Origin of the sequence: Desulforamulus putei DSM 12395 (assembly GCF_900129195.1) — a bacterium.
Taxonomy (GTDB): domain Bacteria; phylum Bacillota; class Desulfotomaculia; order Desulfotomaculales; family Desulfotomaculaceae; genus Desulfotomaculum; species Desulfotomaculum putei.
Genome location: NZ_FQUY01000010.1, coordinates 29,601 through 48,033, shown reverse-complemented (window position 1 = coordinate 48,033; position 18,433 = coordinate 29,601). Strand labels below are relative to the sequence as shown.

Below are 18,433 nucleotides of genomic sequence, written 5' to 3'. Positions count from 1 at the left end.
ATGGAACAAGTCATTAAAATAGGGTTGTTGGGCCTTGGTACCGTCGGCCGTGGCGTATATCGCATCCTGGCGGAAAACCAGGAAAACATCCGGCAGCGGGTGGGCGTAAAACTGGAAATTAAAAAAATTATGGTGCGCAGTTTGGATAAGGACCGGGGAATCCCTTTGCCGGAGGGAATTCTTACCACCAACCTGGGGGATATTACCAATGACCCGGAAATCAAAATCGTGGTGGAAGTTTTGGGAGGTATTCATCCTGCGCTGGATTATGTTTTGGAAGCCTTAAACCATGGTAAAAGTGTGGTTACGGCCAATAAGGATATGGTGGCGGAACACGGCCAGCGGCTCTTCAAAGCGGCCCAGAGCAATAAGTGTGATTTATTCTTTGAGGCCAGCGTAGCGGGCGGCATTCCCATTATTCGCACCTTAAAACAAAGTTTGGCCGGCAACCGCATTGAAGAGGTCTTTGGCATTATTAACGGAACTACCAACTATATGCTGACTAAAATGACCCAGGAGGGCTGCGATTTTGACGATGTTTTAAGGGAAGCCCAGGCCAAGGGTTATGCCGAGTCCGATCCCACCGCAGATGTGGGCGGTTTTGATGCGGCAAGAAAAATTGCCATCCTGGCTTCCATCGCCTTTAATACCAGGATACCGTTACATCAGGTTTACACAGAGGGAATCACTAAAATCACTGCCCAGGATATTTCATACGCTAACGAACTAGGGTATATCATTAAATTGCTGGGTATTGCCAAGGACCGTCCCGAAGGAGTTGAAGTGCGGGTTCACCCGACCTTTATCCCCAAAAATCATCCCCTGGCTGCGGTTGGAGATGTCTTTAATGCAGTCTTTGTGCGGGGGAACGCTGTGGGAGATACCATGTTCTACGGCCGGGGAGCCGGCGAATTGCCCACCGCCAGTGCGGTGGTGGCGGATATTATGGATGCGGCCAGGGATATTTTGCGGAATGTGCCGGGCATCATCGGCTGCACCTGTTTCAAGGAGCGTCCTGTACTGGCCATCGGTGAAACCTTCAGCAAGTATTACATTCGGCTGCAGGTGACAGACAAACCGGGCGTACTGGCTTCCATTGCCCTGGTCTTTGGTAACAAGGAGGTCAGCCTCAAATCCGTTATTCAAAAGGAAGCCACCGGAAAGACTGCGGAACTGGTGCTGGTGACCCACAGGGTACAAGAACAGAATGTTCAAGATGCTTTGATGGACATCAAACAGCTTTCTTCCGTGATTGAAGTGGCAAATGTGATTCGGGTGGAAGGAGAAGAATAATTAATTCTATGAAGAATACTGTCAGTGTATCGGTACCGGCCACCACTGCCAACATGGGTCCGGGCTTTGACTGCCTTGGTATGGCCCTGGGGCTCTATAACGAAATTCACATGTCCCTTTCCCCCGGCAGGATCTCCATTGAGGTAGAGGGAGAAGGGGCGGATGACATTGAAAGAGATGAAAGGAATATTGTCTGGCGGGCTGCCCAGCGTCTTTTTCAGGAGATTGGCCGGGAAAATCCCGGGCTCTCCATTACGCTGGTGAATAGAATACCCACAGCCCGGGGCCTGGGCAGCAGCGCTGCGGCCATCGTTGGCGGCCTGGTGGCCGCCAACCGGTTGACCGGGGAAACCCTGTCCCGGGAGAAAATTCTGGCCCTGGCCACCGAACTGGAAGGACACCCTGACAATGTGGCGCCGGCCCTGCTGGGGGGGATGGTGATCTCGGTGGTGGCCGAGGGAGTGGTCCATTATCTAAAAATTACTCCCCCCAAGGAATTAAAGGTGGTGGTGGCCATCCCAGATTTTAAGCTGTCCACCCATGCTGCCAGGGAGGTATTACCCAAAGAGGTGAGACTGCAGGATGCCATTTTTAACCTGAGCCGTACGGCGTTACTGGTGGGAGCCCTTTGCGAAAAGAGGTTGGACTTGCTGTCTGTAGCGTCACAGGATGCGCTGCACCAGCCCTACCGGGCCCCTCTGGTTCCCGGCCTCACAAAGGTCATTGAGGCAGCCAATCAGGCCGGCGCCTTGAGTGTCACCCTGAGCGGCGCAGGTCCCACTGTGATTGCTCTGACCGACGGCCACAACGAAGGGATTGCGGAAGCTATGCATAATTCCTTTCGGGAAGCCGGTGTTACCTGCCGGGTGAAAGCGCTGCAACCGGCGGTTGATGGAACACAAATTTTATGATTAAATAATTTTATGCGAGTAAAGAATTAAATCACCAGAGAGGCGGTAGCAAAATGCTGGTTGTCAAAAAATTTGGCGGCAGTTCCGTGGCCACCCCCGAGCGCATCAAGCGGGTCGCCAAACGGGTTGTGGAAGAGCACCAAAAGGGAAACCAGGTGGTGGTAACGGTCTCTGCCATGGGGGATACCACGGACGACTTAATTGCCTTAATGAAGCAGGTTACCAATAACCCCTCGGAGCGGGAAATGGATATGCTGCTCTCCACCGGGGAACAAGTTTCCATTGCCCTTTTATCCATGGCCATCCGGGATCTTGGTTCCGATGTCATTTCTCTTACCGGTGGTCAGGTGGGTATTTACACCGACGATGTACACACCAAAGCCAAGATTTTAAAGATCGAAACCGGCCGTGTTATGGCAGAACTGAACCAAGGCCGGGTGGTGGTGGTTGCCGGTTTTCAGGGCATCAATCCCAATAATGATATTACAACCCTGGGCCGTGGCGGTTCCGATACCACTGCCGTGGCTCTGGCGGCGGCATTGAAGGCCGATGTGTGTGAAATTTTTACCGACGTAGACGGGGTTTATACCGCCGATCCCAGGGTGGTGCCGGAAGCCAGCAAACTTCCTCGTATTTCCTATGATGAAATGCTGGAACTGGCCAGCCTGGGAGCCCAGGTTTTACATCCCCGTTCAGTGGAGTTGGCCAAACAGTACGGGATTCCCATTCATGTTCGTACAAGCTTTAATTACAGTGAAGGAACTATTGTGGAGGAGGCTCCGAATATGGAAAATGCACCGGTGGTCAGCGGAGTGGCCCATGATTATAACGTAGCGAAGATTGGTTTATTTGACGTGCCGGACAGGCCCGGGGTGGCCATGAAAATTTTTAAAGCTTTGTCCGCCCAGAACATTAACGTGGACATGATTATCCAGAGCGCCATGCGCAATAACATGAACGATATCGGTTTCACCGTCACCCAGGATGATCTTAGAAAGACCCTGCTGACCATTGAAGCCATTCAGGAAGAAGTAGGTTTTAAAGGCTACACTCATGACGAGGATGTGGCCAAGGTATCCATTGTGGGGGCCGGCATGATTTCTCACCCCGGGGTGGCCGCCGACATGTTTGAGGCCCTGGCCGAGGAAGGGATCAACCTGGAAATGATCACCACTTCGGAAATTAAAGTTTCCTGTGTCATCAAAAGATCCGAAACCGAAAAGGCAGTCCGGGCCCTGCACAAAAAATTCAAACTGGACAACCTGGAAGAAGCCAGAAACTATGCAAAATAATACCCCCATTAAAGGGGGTTTTTTCTTTGCTGACGCCTCGGAACCATTGCATTAAAAAAGTATGACGCATTAATAAATATTTTGCTAAATATTCACATAACTACTGCAATTGTCCCTTACATGTCCTATAATGTAAAACAAAAACAATGAAAGGGGCAACCAAAATGAAGATACTTGTACCCTATGATGGTTCCGATGCTTCCCACAATGCAGTTCAATATGCGCTTAATTTGGCCAAAAGCCACAGTTCCAACGAAATAACCATTCTCACAGTGGCATGCAGCGACGCTCCCTTTGCCCGGGATTTTGTGGCCAACCCCATTGAGGTCCTTAACGCCTGCCAGGACTTCTTCAGGGGCAGTTTAAATAAGGCAAAGGCCTTGTTTGAGGCAGAGGGGATTAAGGTTAATACCGTTTTGGAGTCCGGCGACGCCGCTGAAGTGATTATCGATATGGTGAAAGAGCAAGGTTTTGATAAGGTTATTATGGGCAGAAGAGGGTTGTCCGGTTTGACAGGCTGGGTATTGGGCAGCGTAAGCGCCAAGGTACTGGCCAATGTAGATGTTCCCGTAACATTAGTCAAGTAAACCTTATTGAGATAGGGAATCCCCGCAACCTGCGGGGATTTTTCTTTAGCGGGGTCAGCCGTCGGAACCATTGGGCTGGTAAACTCCGCCTTCACCGCAATCGGCCGGAGAAGTCGTGGTTTTCTTGCCCTTATAAATAACTTGCACAGGCTCTTTCAGGTTCTTCGTTGTCTTTTCTTCCAATGCAGCTCACCCCCCTGAGCATAGCTTGCGATTTGGGGGGCGGCTTTAAACCAATAATCCTTTGCTAATTACTGGTGGGCATACTGTTTTTCCACAATGATGCGCCCCAACTCCCGGGAACGCTGGGTGGCCCGCAAAACAGCCCTGCGAATGGTGGTTTGAAAATTTCCTTTGTTTAATTCATTGATACCGGCCATGGTTGTACCGTTGGGAGAAGTCACCTGGCGCCGCAAGACCTCGGGGGGTTCCCCTGTCTCCATGAGCATTTTGGCGGCCCCCATCAGTGTCTTTAAGACCAGGGGTCTGGCCAGTTCCCTGGGAATGCCGGCGCACTCGCCGGCCTTTTCCATGGCCTCCACCAGGTAATAAATATAAGCAGGGCCGCTGCCGGACAAACCCGTCACCGCATCCAGCAGACTTTCCTCGACGATGACCACTTCACCCATCATACGAAACACTTCTTCCGCCAGCCTGAGCTGCTCCGGGCGGGTATATCGGCCGGCGCAGAGCCCTGTGGCTGATTCCAGCACCGCACAGGAAGTGTTGGGCATGGCCCGCACCACAGCCACTTCAATGCCCAGGCCATCTTCAATCAGAGAAGTGGGAATCCCCGCCAGCACGGAAATCACCAGCTGGTTTTCCTTGACGGAGCCCGCCAGTTCCTCCAGGGCCGAAAAGATATCCTGTGGTTTCATGGCCAAAATGATGACATCGGCCTCACCGGCGGCCGTCTTTTTATCCGTAACCGGCACAATTCCATAATAATTGCGCAGGAAGTTCAGCCGCTCCTGGTTGCTCCGGTTGGACACCCAGATTTCACCGGGGCGCACTATTCCGGTGGACAGCAGTCCTTTTACCATTGATTCGCAGATATTGCCGGCGCCTATAAAAAAGAAGGTCTTTCCTTCCAGCACGATTGAGCCCTCCTTTACTAGGAACGAACCTGACCGGTTCCCCTGACCACATATTTATAGCTGGTCAGTTCCCTGAGACCCATGGGTCCCCGGGCGTGAAGTTTTTGGGTGCTGATGCCGATCTCAGCGCCAAAACCATATTGGAACCCGTCGGTAAAACGGGTAGAAGCGTTATGGTAAACCGCGGCGGCATCCACCTGCTGTAAAAACTCCGCTGCAGTATCCTGGTTGTTGGTCACGATACATTCCGAGTGACCGGTGCCATAGGTTTGTATATGGTCCAGGGCCTCAGACAAATCTGCTACGATTTTGACAGCCAGAATGGGCGCCAGAAACTCGGTGGCCCAGTCCCTTTCGTCCGCCAACTTAACTTCCGGCACAATCTTTAAAACAGCGGGACAGCCCCGGACCTCCACACCCCTGTCCCTCAGGGACTGCAGGGCTCCCGGCAGCCAGGACGGGGCAATTTCCCGGTGCACCAGAAGGGTTTCTGCCGCGTTGCAAACTCCGTAGCGCTGGCACTTGGCATTGAGAATGATGTCAAGGGCCATGGCGGGGTCTGCCTCTTTATCGACGTAAACATGACAATTGCCGACGCCGGTTTCAATAACCGGCACCGTGGCGGTTTCCACCACCCGTCGAATCAGGCCGGCGCCGCCCCGGGGAATAACCAGGTCCAACAGGCCGTTCAGCCGCAGCATTTCATCCACCGCTTCCCGATCACCGGTATCCACAAATTGTACCGCTGCCACCGGAATGGCGGTGCCTTCCAGCCCCTTTTTGATGGAGGCAACCAGTGCCCGGTTGCTGTTGAGGGCGTTGGAACTGCCTCTGAGAAGCACCGCGCTGCCGGCCTTTAAGCAAAGGGCGCAGGTGTCCACCGTAACGTTGGGACGGGCTTCATAAACCATGCCCACCACACCCATGGGAACCCGGACCTTGGCAATGGTTAAACCATTGGGCCTGCTCCAGGATTCCATCACCTGGCCCACCGGGTCTGCCAGTTCCACCACCTGTTTGATGCCTTCCACCATATCCTCGATACGGGCGGCGGTAAGGGCCAGGCGGTCCAGCAGGGAAGGGCTGAGGCCGGCTTGTTTGCCCTTTGCCAGATCGATTTCATTAGCTCGCAGGATGCTTTCCCGGTCTGCCAGGAGCTGCCGGGCCACGTTCAGCAAAGCATCGTTTTTGGCCGCAGTTTCAAGGGTTGCCAGTTTTCTGGAGGCCGCCTTGGCCTGCTTGGCAAGTTCTCTTACGATTGACATGTGGAAAAACTCCTTTCACAGACTAACCAGTCTCGATTAATGACTTCCAGGCCCCGCCCGGGGTTTTTAATGACCAGCCGCAGATCATCGGATGACAGGTTGGAGATTCCCCGGGCCAGTTCGCCCCCCCGGTCATCCTCCACAGCGACCACGCTGCCGGCGGGGAAGTTTCCCCTGACCCCGGTGACGCCCACTGCCAGGAGACTTTTGTTGTCCTCTGTCAACGCCTTGACAGCGCCCTGGTCAATGGTCAGGGTGCCTCTGGCTACGCTGCCAAAGGCAATCCACTGTTTGCGGCTGCGTAAGCAGTGGGGCGAGGGTTCAAAGCAGGTGCCTAGGCGTTCCCCCGCTGCAAGGGACAGGATGATGGCCGGGTCTTTGCCGCCGGCCACCACGGTACGCACGCCGCTGCGGGCGGCGATGCGGGCGGCAGCCAGCTTGGTGCGCATGCCGCCGGTACCCACCGGGCTGCCGCTGCCGCCGGCCGCCTGCACAATACTTTCATCCACCTGGCGGACCACCGGTATCAACCTGGCGGTGGGGTCCTTGCGGGGATCCCCGCTGTAAAAACCGTCAATGTCCGTAAGGATAACCAGAAGTTCCGCTTCCACCAGCCCGGCCACCAGAGCGCTTAAGGTATCGTTATCCCCGAATCGAATCTCGGCAAAGGCCACGGTGTCGTTTTCATTGACAATGGGCAGCACATGCCGGTTCAGCAATACATTGAGCGTGTTGCGGGCATTGAGATAACGGCGCCGGTCGGCCAAATCTTCTTTGGTCAATAACACCTGACCCACCTGAATGCCCCGGGCCTGGAACAGTTCGTTGTACTTTTCCATCAGCAGACCTTGCCCCACGGAGGCGGCGGCCTGCCTTTCCGGCATGGTCAGGTTGGACCGGCTCCAGCCCAGTTGCCCCAGACCGGCAGCCACTGCTCCCGAAGACACCAGGACCGGCTGCCAGCCCCTGCGAAAAAGTTCAGCCATGGCGTCGGCCAGAGCCATCATACGGGAGTGATCCAACAAACCACGGTTATTTGTCAAGCTACTGCTGCCAATTTTAATGACAATTCGTTTGTAGTGTTCCATTTTGGTTGCCCCCTTATCTCTGAAAACAAAAACCCTTTCGTCCCAAAGGACGAAAGGGTTGACTTTCGCGGTACCACCTTTATTAATGCATAAATATTATGCATTCACTCTTTGCCCTGTATCGGAGGCCGCCGGTCCGGTTTATTCCCGAACAACTCCGGAGCGGGTTTCAAAATCGTAGTCTGAGGAACCTTCCAGCCGCCGAGTTCCACTCTCTGTCAGACGTCGGATTTTTACTGTTCTCCATCATCGCCTGGATATGATATTTGCATCAATTATAACGATTTTAAAATATCAATGTCAAGTAAACCGTTAATACTACATAAATTTTCTAAAAAGTTGACAGGCGCTTTGTCTTTGGCACCATACCGGAGGGAGAAACATAAAATGCATTAATGAAAAACTTGGAGGAATTTATTTTGTTAGAAATTATTAATGTAAGCGGGCAAGGTCACTGGCAAAACTTTTTTGAGATCCCCCGGCGAATCTATGCCCAGGATCCCCTTTGGACGCCAATTCCCCGGGACAGTGAGAGACAGATGTTCAACCCCCAAGCAAACCCTGTGTTAAGGCATGTGCACCTGGAATGCTTTTTGGCAATGGATGATAAAAGACCCGTTGGGCGTATTGCAGCCATCACCGACGACCTTCTGGCAGATGAAAGAGTGGGCTTGTTTGGCTGTTTTGAATCGGTTAACCGTTCTGAAGTGGCCCGGGAGCTTATCAAAGCGGCATGTCAAAGCCTGGCTGATCGGGGAAAAACACTGGTGCAGGGACCTGCCACATTAAATACCACCCAGCAGGTGGGATTGCTGGTGGAGGGTTTTGATTTACCGCCCCAGCTGATGATGCCTTATAATCCCCCCTACTATGCAACCCTGCTGGAGGAAAATGGTTTTTCCAGGCTGCTTGACCTATATTCGTATCTCTGGCGGCCGGAATTTACCAGGGAACGCCGTAAGCTGACAGCCGTGGCTCGCAGAGCGGCCAGGACTCCCGGCTTGCAATTACGCTCCATAAATTTTAATGATCTCTGGGGAGAAGGAAAAAAATTAGCCGACATAAACAATGAGGCCATGACAAGTCAGTGGGGTTTCGTTCCCATGGACGAGGAAGAGGCAGCCCATTTTTTGGCCGGTTTAAGAAACTTTACCGACCCGGACATGCTGATCTTTTGTGAAGTGGAGAACAGAACGGTGGGGGTCTGCCTGATGATGCCTGATTTGGGCCCGAAGTTGCGGGCCGCCCGGCGGTCCGGTTTTCTTAGAAACATCCCGGGACTTTTCAGACCGACATCTTTACGGGTAGGGGTGCTGGCAGTCATTCCGGAATACCGGCGCCGGGGAGTGGTGGCACTGCTAATTAACAGGGCAATGGAGACCATTATCAAAAAGGGTTACCGGCAGGCGGAGCTTTCACTGATTATGGATACCAACAAAGACATGAACAGCATCATTACCTCCGCCGTGGGCAGTAAAGTGAATAAAATATTCCGTGTCTATGAAAAGAAGCTGTAAAACCATGATTGCAGACCACCCAATTTTATGGAAAAATATGTGACCCATTAAAGCGATAAAACGTATTATAAAAAATAAAAGGTTTCACTGTGAAAGGAGTTAAAAGCCATGTTTAGATTTCCGCCCCTCAGAGACCCGCGGGTTGCACTGTTTGGCCTTACCCTGTTTAATCATGCCAATCCCGGCCTGGAAAAACAACTTGAAATCTTTGCCAACATCCTGGAAGCCACCCGAAACTCACTTTCCGCTATCCGTAGTGAAATGCATAACTTTGAATCCTCCATGTTTTCCATAACAGCCCCCAAAACCGAATTCACCACCCAACCGGTTCATGAAACCGTCCAACAGGATGCCGCCATCAGCTATACCAACCCCAATTACACACAACCGGCCTCCCAAGTGCAGCAGCCATACACAACCGTTCAGACCATGGACATTAAAGATGAACGGGAGAACCAGGTTAAAGACCAACTGGAGAGATTTATCCGGCAAAACCCGGACAAAATGAATGAGTTTCTGGATGACCTGGAACGCCTCATCAGAAAATACCGTTAAGATATAATCCACGGTTCTTTTTATGAAACCGTGGATTTTAATATTTTATCCATTCAGGCAATAATGCAAGCATGACTCCTCTTTTGCTTTTGGTGAAGGAGTTTTGCAAATTATGTCGAATAACATATAGTTGGAAAGCTGACTGTTTGGAGGTGATAAAGTGCCGATCTTTGAATTTTCCTGTAAAGCTTGTGGTAAAGTTTTTGAGAAACTTCAGCTGGCTGGTCGCGAGGAGGAAGTAAAATGTCCCCAATGTGCCAGTGAGTCTGTAGAGAAAAAAATCTCTGCTCCTTTTCTACCCAGTTCCGTCGGCAGACCGGCAGACAGCGGTTCCTGCAGTGCCTCCAAGGCTGCGCCCAAGGCAGACGGATGTGGTTCCGGCGGTTGAGGCATTTAAGCCGTTACGATCCGTAACGAATACAGTTTAGCAAACCGGGGTTTCCCGGTTTTTTGCTTTTTGTAAAGTCTGCCTGAAGTACCCTCGGAAGTTTTGTATTCAGTGAATTTAAGTACGGCTTTTAGATTCTAACTTGTCCCTTGCCTGGAATATAGTTAGAACAAAGGGTGGGCAGGGGGTGCTGTAGTTGGACCTGTTGGAAATGTTACATAGCTTTACGGTATTGTTTGTTTTGTTGGGAACATTGTTGCTTTTAATTCACTCCATCAGCCCTGTAGCTCCGTCACAAAAAAGACAGCCTGTGGTTGCCGTTAGTTTTTTCGGATTGGCCGGACACGCTGCCAGGTTAATCAAATATTCACTGGGGTCAATCGCCCGGATGCCCCTGTTGTTGTTGATTTTTTTAGTGATCTATGGTTTATTGTTGTCATTCTATTACTGGTACCAAAGAATTCAGGTCGGGCTCATCGGTATTCTCGGGTTGAGTATTATGACAACCATGATTTCCCTGGGTTTTGTAGCCCTGTTGATGTCACCCATCATTTTTATTAGTCAGAAACTGCTGTTTGATTGTGAAATTGAGTCCCGGATTTTTAGGGTTGCGGTTTATTCTGTCTTGGTGCCTTTTCTCTATATTTACGTGATAAACGATGTTCCTGCACCGGGACCCCTGGTAGAAGGGATTATGCTGACGGGTCTCATCTTAAATTTTTACCAGATATTTAAAGGAATTTTTTTCTGTCTGCAGGCCCCCGGAGCCATGTTTGCCTATTTGGACAGACGTTTTATTCCCGTCCTAATGATAATCTCCTGGTTGCTGGTCATTATTTTTAACCTTTATACCATGATTTTACTGGTTTCCCGTACCGACCCCTATTCTTTTATCGACGGTTCCGGACCGGTTACCGAACCGCTGCGACTCCTTTACTTTACTGTGATCACCTTTACCAGCGTGGGGTATGGCGACATTACGCCAAGGGGAAGCTTTGCCGAATTTATCACCATTATTGTCTCAATCACCGGCTTCCTGTACTCCGCCTTATTTATAGGAGGTATTCTGGCCGTCTTCACCGGCCGTAGAAAAGAGTAGTCTTTGCAGGATAATCCTCGCTAAAAAAAGAAAAAATGCTTAAAGGACATCAGTGATGGAGGAATTTTGTTTGCGTATTCAGGAGCTCAACGGTTTCTATTCCCAGCCCCTGGCAAAAGCATACCTCAGCGACTTTTCGGAGGTTAGCCGTTTTTTTACTTACGACCCAAGGCAAATTGACGGGTTTGCCGTCCGTCTGAAACATTTGTCCGCTAAAAAAAAAGGACAGCTTAAGTTTTTGGCGGAAACCCTCAAGCATGATAATTTGCAACTGGGCTGCGGGGATCAAACATTACACAATATCGGCCTGTTGGAAAAAGGTTTAGGGGTGGCTGTGGTCACCGGGCAGCAGCCCGGCATACTGACCGGACCGCTGTACACGGTTTATAAAGCCATGGGGGCCATCAAACTGGCCCGGGAACTTGCGGCAAAGTTGAATTACCCGGTGGTTCCGGTGTTTTGGATTGGTGCTGACGATCATGATTTTGCAGAGATAAACCATATTTTTGTGCCCACTGCCGAAGGGCCCCAAAAAATTACTTTAACAGAAAAGCCGGCCGGGCGGTTTTCCCTGGGACATGTTTCTGTGCCGCAGGAGGTACCGCTGTTTCTTCAGCAACTGGAGAAGCTAACACCTCCAATAGGATGGCAGCAGGAAGGGCTTGTCCTGTTAAGAGAGACTGCCCGGCAGTCGGCAAATCTCGCCCAGTGGTTTGGCCGGTTAATGACTTTTCTTTTTAAAGATGACGGCCTGATTCTGATGAACCCGGTTCTGCCGCCTCTGCGCAGGTTATCAGCCGGTCTCTTTTACAGAGCGGTTAAGACGGCGCCGGAAGTGGACCATTTGCTGCAACGGACCTGTCAAGAGGTTGCGGCAGCGGGTTTTTCACCCCAGGTACAGAGCGAAGAAGATAAGCTTCATTTGTTTATCTATATAAAAGGCCAGAGAACCGCGTTATATTTGAAAAAGGGTCAGTTCACCGACCGGGAAGGGGTGAACACCTGGGAGAAAGAGCAACTGGCGCAGCTCTCTTTGAGCAACCCGGAGTTGTTCAGTCCGGATGTTGTCCTGCGACCGGTGGTTCAAGAAGAACTGCTGCCGGTGCTGGCCTATGTGGCCGGACCCGGAGAGATCAGCTACTTTGCCCTGCTTAAGAACATCTTTCGGCATTTTGGCCAGGAAATGCCCATTGTTTACCCACGTCCCAATATTACCCTGGTGGAACCCCTGGTGGAGAAGTTACTTACCAAGTACCAGGTTCCACTGCAACTGCTGCCCGTGGGTTTAGAAGGATTTATCGATGCTTACGTTAAGCGAACGGATGAAGTGGGGATAGAGGAGATATTTAATGATTTCCGTTTTGTTTTAAGAGAAAAACAGACAAACCTTGTGAAAGAAGTGGCGAGTATAGACCCGGAACTGAAAGGGCTGGGCAAAGAAAACCTGAGACGTTTGCTGCGGGTTGTTAACTCCTTTGAAGATAAAGTGAAACAGCGTCACCGCAAAAACAATGAGGTGGCCATCCGTCAATTAAACAAGGTGAATGCCATGCTTCATCCCTTGGGACAGTGGCAGGAAAGGGTCTATAATATATTCCCGTACTTAATGAAATATGGACCGGATTTGTTAAAAGAAATATACCATGCCATTGGTCTATTCGACTGGAAACAAAAAATACTCTTTTTTGATTGAGAAAGTATTCACTTTCCTACGGAAATGGAATAAAATATAGCAAAGGGAAAAAGGAGGTATACAGGGATGAAGTACCAGCTCAACGTGATAGAAGCTATTAATAGATTCCGAGAATTAAATTTAACTGTTTCCCCGGTTCCGGGCACCAGCAAGTATTGTATTTCCTTTCCGGAGGGTCGCTCCGCCCTGTTAAAGGAGAAGATGCTCTTGGAAATGGCCTGTAACCTGAAGGGTGAGCAAGCAACTGAAATCTACGAGCGTCTCCAAGCCTCCGCACGTTAGAAATCCCATCAAAAGCAAATCTTCACCGCAGGGTGAAGATTTTTTATCCTTTTATGGTATAATTTCTAGGAATCTTAAATCATTTCAATGGGCCAGGGAGGCCAAAAATGCTGGCGGTAAGCTTTTTCTTTGTACTGGCAGGGGGTATCCTGCTTTTTGTGGGTATAATGGGTCTTTTTTTAAACCGGTTGACCGGGCAGCGTTCCAATCAAAAGAGGTGGCTTGTTTTATCGTCAGGCGGTTTTATTTGCTTTCTTTTAGGCATGTTGATGGCCATGACCTGATGCAGGCCCAATGAAAGAACGCAGTAAAAAGTGCCTGGCCCCCGGTGGGCTAAGCGCTTATTTCATTCATAATATTTTTCCAGGTGGTCGGCTCTACATAACGGTACCGGCAGCCGTCCTGATAATAATCTTTACCCTGGAGGGCCTTTTTCGTGAGGATGGTCGGCCCCTCGTGACTGACCACCTTGTAGATTCTTAGCATGAGCTCCGGGTGGATATCGCTGTCCACCTGCGTGGTAAATAACCATAACAACCGGGGTACTTTTTTTATCCCACTGGGTGAAATAATGTTGGCTGCCATGGCCCGAATGACATCCTGATCATCCTTGCGCCGCTCTGTCCGGGTATCTTCGAAAGCCTGTAGTAACGTAGTTTCCCTCCCCTTCACATCAATGGAGCCAACCAGGTTGCTGGCCTTTTCAATGACGGGTTGATCAAAGGTAATGTGACCGTCGATCTGAATCTGCAGGGCCTCTTCCAATCTTCTTTTTAACCCATTCCTTCCTTCTTGAACCCAGAGCAGGCCAATGGTGGTTTGTTTCCCATTTGCTTCAAGACGAGCAAAAACAGGAACACTAAGAATGCCAATCCTGCCGTTAAGAGCGTCAAAGTTCATCAGGGTCACTGCCTTGAGGTGTTGCTGGTCTGTCCAGATGCACAAAATATTGGTCTTATTTTGTTTCAGGCTGGCTGCTTCCAGCATGGACATCGGGGCCAGGATTAAAGAAAGGATAATGGTTGCCGAAAGCAAAATTTTCCCTGTTTGCACTTTTCGGTTTACCATGATTTGTAGGATTCTTTTCATAATCCTTAGTATGCCGGGCAAACAGGAACTTTATAACAAAAAATTTTAAATTTTCACTATATAAAAGGCATGCCCAGATTGGGCATACCTTATTAATCTGCAAATTCCGCTAATTTAGCGGCAAATTCCTTCATCTCGCCCGCCATGCGCCCTAATTGTTTAACAGCTATACCTACCTGCTCGGTGGTAGTGGTTTGCATCTGAGCAATGCCGGCTGTTTCTTCGATACCGGCGATAATGGTTTTCATGGATTCCTCAATATTGCCAAGGATTGTACTAATTTTCTTGGCGGACACAACACTGTCCTCGGCCAGCTTGCGAACTTCGTTGGCCACCACCCCGAAACCACGACCGTGGTTGCCGGCCCTAGCTGCTTCAATGGCGGCATTGAGGCCCAGCAGTTTTGTTTGGTCTGCTACTTTTTTAATAAATTCGATCACTTCGTCGGTATCTTTAATATGTTTTTCTGCCTGGGATACAGCGGTGTTTAACTTTTCACAGTGACTGCCCAGCGCCCTTGTTACAGCATCAATGGCCGCCGGCACACTTTGTACCGTGTTGTTTAATTCTTCTGCCATGCCGGCCAGTTGTTGGGCCTGGGTCCTCAATTCTTGGGCTGCTTCTTCCTGGCCCCGGGCCACCATATACATCAGCCTGGAGATAACAGCATCAGCTAGGCGGGTGCTTTCCTGCTTGTTTTCCATGATAGCCTGATTTACGGAGGCATTACCGGTTACGTCCAACACAATATCTAAATTCGGTAGTTTCAAGAGCTGCATGAAGTCTGAAAAAGTCGGGATTCCAGATTCCCTGGCGGCCACAATGGCAGGGGCGTTTTCATTTAAGTCCGCAATACCAATTACGGTTATTTCTGAGAGGGAGGACATCAGGCGTAACATGGCTAAACCGCCCCGACCACCACCCACAATTCCTATGCGTATCAATGTTCCAACCTCCTATTCAGACACTGTCGCATTTATTCTCTATGAACCCCTGGTTTTCCTACCATGGAATTTAAAAAATTATGATAATTTATGTTGATACTTGTTTCAAACTCTTAAGATTTGATATGGTAATAAAAAGAACATTCGTTTAAAGGGAAGTGATATATTTTGGTTTACTGGGACAAGGAAGGAAAAGAAAATACCGAAGCAACCATAGAGGCGGCCCTTCAATATGCCAGGGAAAGAGGAATTAACTACATTGTGGTGGCCTCCAGCACAGGGACCACTGCGGAAAAATTCATCGACTGCGGTAAAAAAGTGGTCTGTGTAACCTACCAGGCCGGTTTTAAAGAACCGGGTAAGTTAACCATGAAGCCGGAAGCCAGGCAGCGGTTGCAGCAGGCAGGCATAGAGGTTCTGGCAACCACCCATCTGATGGCCGGTTTGGACCGGGCCCTTCGCTATAAGTTCCAAGGAATTTACCCTTCAGAAATTATGGCGTATACATTAAGAATGTTTGGACAGGGTGTCAAAGTCTGTGTTGAGGTAGCGGGCATGGCCCTTGATGCCGGCTTGATACCTCACGGAGAAGAAATTGTGGTGGTGGCGGGAAGCGGCAGAGGAGCAGATACGGCCGTTGTTATGGTTCCGGCCCACTCCCAATATATCTTTGATACAAAAATTAAAGAAATTATTTGTAAGCCCAGAGAATTTGAACATCACTAATAAACAATAGGGTCAGGCTTTACTTTGTGAAATTGTAGCTAGGGCGAGAAGGATATTTCTATATTTGGCGGTCAGCAACGGCCTTTTAACCAGAAGCAGGTGGTTTAGGACTGACCACAAAAGCCGTCTCCTGCTTAGATTCTTAAAGCATGAGACGGCTTTTCTACATTTATTGTCGGTTTTACTGGTTTAGCATGATTTTTTGCCCACCGACGCTGACTTTGATTCCTTTACCGCATCTTGCCATCGACGGTAATAACCACTTCCCGTACGGGTCCGCAAAATCAAAGGAGTCAAGAATGTTCATATGAAAGGTATACTTTTTTAACATTACTATTGTCTAACCCCCATGGAGCAAAAGGAAATGAGAAAAGCAATAAACTCCTCCATCGCCGGGGATTGAAATTTTCCTTTGTGATAAATTAGATAAAACTGACGAAATAAAGATAAATCTTTTATTTTAACAGGGACAAGGGTTCCCAGCTTTAATTCCTTTTGTACCGCCCATTTGGAAATAATCGTTGTTCCAAACCCCGCTTCCACAGCCGCCTTTACTGCTTCTGTACTTCCTAATTCCATTACCACATTCAAGAAAGACGGGTCTACTCCCTCCTCTTCCAGTCGCTCTTCAGTAATCCTCCTGGTTCCAGATCCTTGCTCCCTTAGAACCAAGGGTAAGGCTACAAGTTCATCTAATGAAATAACCTGTTGTTGAGCCAGTGGATGGTCCTTTGGTATCACAACAATGAGTTCGTCATGCAGGAAAGGTTTTACGGTCAATTCCAAATTTTCCACCCGGTTTTCCACCAGTCCCAAATCTAGCTCTTGCTTCACTACCATACTCACGACATGTTCTGTGTTTGTCACCTGGAGTAAGGCTTTTACCTGAGGATGTTGTTCATTAAATGCCCCCAGTATTTTTGGTATAACGTATTCCCCTAACGTAAAACTTGCCCCCAGTGATAATGGTCCCTGGATACTGCCGGTAAATCTTGCGATATCTTTTTCTGCCGCATCCATTAAGGATAATATCTTGTCCACATATTGATACAAGATTCGGCCAGCTTCTGTAATCGTTACCTGCTGGGTGTTACGCTCGAACAATTTGGTGCCAAAATGGTCCTCCAAGGACTTAATGTGCATGCTGACTGCCGGTTGAGAAATAAAAAGGGCCTGTGCAGCCCCTGAAAAACTTTTTTTGTCTGCCACTGTCTTAAAAATCCGGAATTGGTACAAACTCAAATACGATTCCTCCTAAAAACTAATTATGCGGATGGCTAAAAAACCAGCAATTGAAATAATAACAGAACCAATTATTCCAATAAGAAATGCCTTTTGTCCCATTCGTTTAAACATTTTTAAATTGACGCTAAGCCCCATACCTGCCATAGCTACAGTCAAAATTACAGCGCTGGCCTGCAACATAAGTGAAACAAGTTTTCTATCTATTATACCAACAGTATTAAGACAACTCATAGCAATAAAACCAAAGATAAACCAGGGAATTGTAATCTCATTTATTCCACTCTTTTCTTTGTTACGCAAGTTGAACCAAAAACTAGTTACTAGAGTAACAGGAACAATCATTGCCACCCGGCCAAGTTTCGTCAAGATAGCCATATCTGCAGCTGCACTACCAAAAGGTTGAGAAGCTGCTACTACATGGGCCACCTCATGAAGGGTTGCTCCGGCAAAGATCCCATATTCTTTTAAACTCAAACCTAAATAAGGCTGTAACAAAATGTAAATAATACTCCCAAAGGTTCCCAGGATGGCAACCGTTGCTACCGATACTACCGTTTCATCCTCATCGGATTTAATCGTTGGTGCAATGGCGGCAATGGCGGCTGCACCGCAAATCCCAGTTCCTACCGCCGTTAATAAGGCAAGTTTTTTCTCAACACGATATATTCTCCCCAAATAATAAATAATACCAATAGCTAAAACAATAACTGAGACATCAAGAAGAATTATTTGTGGAGCCGCAGTGAAGATAGCATTCAGATTAAGTCGTACACCCATTAAAATAATTCCCAGTTGTAGAAGTTTTTTACTAGCCAATCTTATACCGGCACTGGCATGAGCAGGTATTCCCATCAGGGCCCGCCATGTTATCCCCACTATAATTGCAATAATTAAGGGACCAGGTATTGATAAAAGAGGGAGACTCACGATGTTGTGAGCAAGCACCCCCATCACTACTGCCAGAACAAGCCCCCGGATTTCACCCCGAATTTTTCTTTGTTGGTTGCTGTTAAGTAAAGCATTTTCTTGCATAATAACCATCTCCTAACAATTTGTTCTATTCAGAATCTCCTTTCTAAGTCTAATGGAATTATTTTTAAATTGGAAATAATTCATGATGATAAACCCTATAAAGATATCCTTATAAACCTATCCTTTATCGGGTGTTACCACCAGCGCAGATTGGCCTAAAAAACGAATAAAACAGGGGGCAGGCAGTTCACACAAAACCTGTCCCCTGTTTTTATTACTTGTTTTTGTATTTGGTTTTTCCTTTGCCATTCACAAATCCCTCCTTATAAAGTATTTTGTATCCCGTAAAGAAGATTACTCTAACAAGTTTTTATTCTGCTGCCAGTTATT

The 18,433-nt window shown here is 48.7% G+C and carries 22 protein-coding genes and 1 other annotated feature; of the genes, 12 read left to right on the top strand and 10 right to left on the bottom strand.

Annotation, left to right across the window (positions count from 1 at the left end):
• The 4 genes from BUB67_RS08225 to BUB67_RS08210 all read left to right on the top strand — a co-directional run bounded on the left by BUB67_RS08225 (position 1) and on the right by BUB67_RS08210 (position 4,083).
• Positions 1-1,293: a homoserine dehydrogenase gene (locus BUB67_RS08225; protein WP_073238545.1), complete on the top strand. Its 1,293-nt coding sequence runs from the start codon at positions 1-3 to the stop codon at positions 1,291-1,293.
• An 8-nt stretch (positions 1,294-1,301) separates the two neighbouring features.
• Entirely contained in the window at positions 1,302-2,204 is a 903-nt protein-coding gene (gene thrB, locus BUB67_RS08220) for a homoserine kinase (RefSeq protein WP_073238543.1), read from the top strand.
• 53 nt (positions 2,205-2,257) lie between these two features.
• Positions 2,258-3,496 carry an aspartate kinase gene (locus BUB67_RS08215; RefSeq protein ID WP_073238540.1) on the top strand — a complete coding sequence of 413 codons (1,239 nt, stop codon included), beginning with the start codon at positions 2,258-2,260 and terminating at the stop codon, positions 3,494-3,496.
• A 164-nt stretch (positions 3,497-3,660) separates the two neighbouring features.
• Positions 3,661-4,083 (top strand): universal stress protein, encoded by a 423-nt coding sequence (locus BUB67_RS08210; protein ID WP_073238537.1) that lies wholly within the window; start codon positions 3,661-3,663, stop codon positions 4,081-4,083.
• Between the two features lie 54 nt (positions 4,084-4,137).
• Here the strand turns inward: BUB67_RS08210 and BUB67_RS17210 are convergent, their stop codons facing one another.
• The 4 genes from BUB67_RS17210 to proB all read right to left on the bottom strand — a co-directional run bounded on the left by BUB67_RS17210 (position 4,138) and on the right by proB (position 7,533).
• Positions 4,138-4,266: a hypothetical protein gene (locus BUB67_RS17210; RefSeq protein WP_274377234.1), complete on the bottom strand. Its 129-nt coding sequence runs from the start codon at positions 4,264-4,266 to the stop codon at positions 4,138-4,140.
• Between the two features lie 68 nt (positions 4,267-4,334).
• A complete protein-coding gene (gene proC / locus BUB67_RS08205; protein WP_073238534.1) occupies positions 4,335-5,180 on the bottom strand; it encodes a pyrroline-5-carboxylate reductase in 846 nt (281 codons plus the stop codon).
• 17 nt (positions 5,181-5,197) lie between these two features.
• Complete coding sequence (locus tag BUB67_RS08200; RefSeq protein ID WP_073238531.1) at positions 5,198-6,445, bottom strand: glutamate-5-semialdehyde dehydrogenase; 1,248 nt, start codon at positions 6,443-6,445, stop codon at positions 5,198-5,200.
• Positions 6,433-7,533 carry a glutamate 5-kinase gene (proB, locus tag BUB67_RS08195; protein WP_073238528.1) on the bottom strand — a complete coding sequence of 367 codons (1,101 nt, stop codon included), beginning with the start codon at positions 7,531-7,533 and terminating at the stop codon, positions 6,433-6,435. Before proB ends, BUB67_RS08200 begins: the two co-directional genes overlap by 13 nt.
• A gap of 42 nt (positions 7,534-7,575) precedes the next feature.
• Positions 7,576-7,792 (bottom strand) — a binding site (T-box leader).
• 160 nt (positions 7,793-7,952) lie between these two features.
• On the opposite strand from proB, the gene BUB67_RS08190 reads away from it, so the two are divergent.
• The 7 genes from BUB67_RS08190 (at position 7,953) to BUB67_RS16625 (ending at position 13,351) form a co-directional block, all read left to right on the top strand.
• Entirely contained in the window at positions 7,953-9,050 is a 1,098-nt protein-coding gene (locus BUB67_RS08190) for a GNAT family N-acetyltransferase (protein WP_143157026.1), read from the top strand.
• Between the two features lie 108 nt (positions 9,051-9,158).
• Positions 9,159-9,605: a hypothetical protein gene (locus BUB67_RS08185; protein WP_073238525.1), complete on the top strand. Its 447-nt coding sequence runs from the start codon at positions 9,159-9,161 to the stop codon at positions 9,603-9,605.
• A 160-nt stretch (positions 9,606-9,765) separates the two neighbouring features.
• Complete coding sequence (locus tag BUB67_RS08180; protein ID WP_073238522.1) at positions 9,766-9,993, top strand: FmdB family zinc ribbon protein; 228 nt, start codon at positions 9,766-9,768, stop codon at positions 9,991-9,993.
• A 196-nt stretch (positions 9,994-10,189) separates the two neighbouring features.
• Positions 10,190-11,092 (top strand): potassium channel family protein, encoded by a 903-nt coding sequence (locus BUB67_RS08175; RefSeq protein WP_073238519.1) that lies wholly within the window; start codon positions 10,190-10,192, stop codon positions 11,090-11,092.
• A gap of 70 nt (positions 11,093-11,162) precedes the next feature.
• Positions 11,163-12,785 (top strand): bacillithiol biosynthesis cysteine-adding enzyme BshC, encoded by a 1,623-nt coding sequence (gene bshC / locus BUB67_RS08170; RefSeq protein WP_073238516.1) that lies wholly within the window; start codon positions 11,163-11,165, stop codon positions 12,783-12,785.
• A 66-nt stretch (positions 12,786-12,851) separates the two neighbouring features.
• On the top strand, positions 12,852-13,067 hold the full coding sequence (locus BUB67_RS08165) for an NEDD8-activating enzyme E1 regulatory subunit (RefSeq protein WP_073238513.1): 216 nt from the start codon (positions 12,852-12,854) through the stop codon (positions 13,065-13,067).
• Positions 13,068-13,174: 107 nt separating this feature from the next.
• Positions 13,175-13,351, top strand: a complete 177-nt coding sequence (locus BUB67_RS16625) for a hypothetical protein (RefSeq protein ID WP_200798149.1) — start codon at positions 13,175-13,177, stop codon at positions 13,349-13,351.
• A gap of 49 nt (positions 13,352-13,400) precedes the next feature.
• On the opposite strand, the gene BUB67_RS08160 is transcribed toward BUB67_RS16625, so the two are convergent.
• Positions 13,401-14,156: an LCP family protein gene (locus tag BUB67_RS08160; protein ID WP_238456991.1), complete on the bottom strand. Its 756-nt coding sequence runs from the start codon at positions 14,154-14,156 to the stop codon at positions 13,401-13,403.
• Between the two features lie 92 nt (positions 14,157-14,248).
• On the bottom strand, positions 14,249-15,100 hold the full coding sequence (locus BUB67_RS17205) for a methyl-accepting chemotaxis protein (protein ID WP_073238510.1): 852 nt from the start codon (positions 15,098-15,100) through the stop codon (positions 14,249-14,251).
• Between the two features lie 168 nt (positions 15,101-15,268).
• On the opposite strand from BUB67_RS17205, the gene BUB67_RS08150 reads away from it, so the two are divergent.
• The gene (locus tag BUB67_RS08150; protein WP_073238507.1) at positions 15,269-15,826 is read left to right on the top strand and encodes a pyruvate kinase alpha/beta domain-containing protein; all 558 of its coding nucleotides are present in this window, start codon (positions 15,269-15,271) and stop codon (positions 15,824-15,826) included.
• A 181-nt stretch (positions 15,827-16,007) separates the two neighbouring features.
• On the opposite strand, the gene BUB67_RS16400 is transcribed toward BUB67_RS08150, so the two are convergent.
• The 4 genes from BUB67_RS16400 to BUB67_RS17200 all read right to left on the bottom strand — a co-directional run bounded on the left by BUB67_RS16400 (position 16,008) and on the right by BUB67_RS17200 (position 18,352).
• Entirely contained in the window at positions 16,008-16,157 is a 150-nt protein-coding gene (locus BUB67_RS16400; RefSeq protein WP_159431821.1) for a hypothetical protein, read from the bottom strand.
• A 2-nt stretch (positions 16,158-16,159) separates the two neighbouring features.
• Entirely contained in the window at positions 16,160-17,068 is a 909-nt protein-coding gene (locus tag BUB67_RS08145; RefSeq protein ID WP_073238503.1) for a selenium metabolism-associated LysR family transcriptional regulator, read from the bottom strand.
• 12 nt (positions 17,069-17,080) lie between these two features.
• Positions 17,081-18,103, bottom strand: a complete 1,023-nt coding sequence (locus tag BUB67_RS08140; protein WP_073238500.1) for a YeiH family protein — start codon at positions 18,101-18,103, stop codon at positions 17,081-17,083.
• A 117-nt stretch (positions 18,104-18,220) separates the two neighbouring features.
• Positions 18,221-18,352 (bottom strand): hypothetical protein, encoded by a 132-nt coding sequence (locus BUB67_RS17200; RefSeq protein ID WP_274377233.1) that lies wholly within the window; start codon positions 18,350-18,352, stop codon positions 18,221-18,223.
• Between the last annotated feature and the right edge of the window lie 81 nt (positions 18,353-18,433).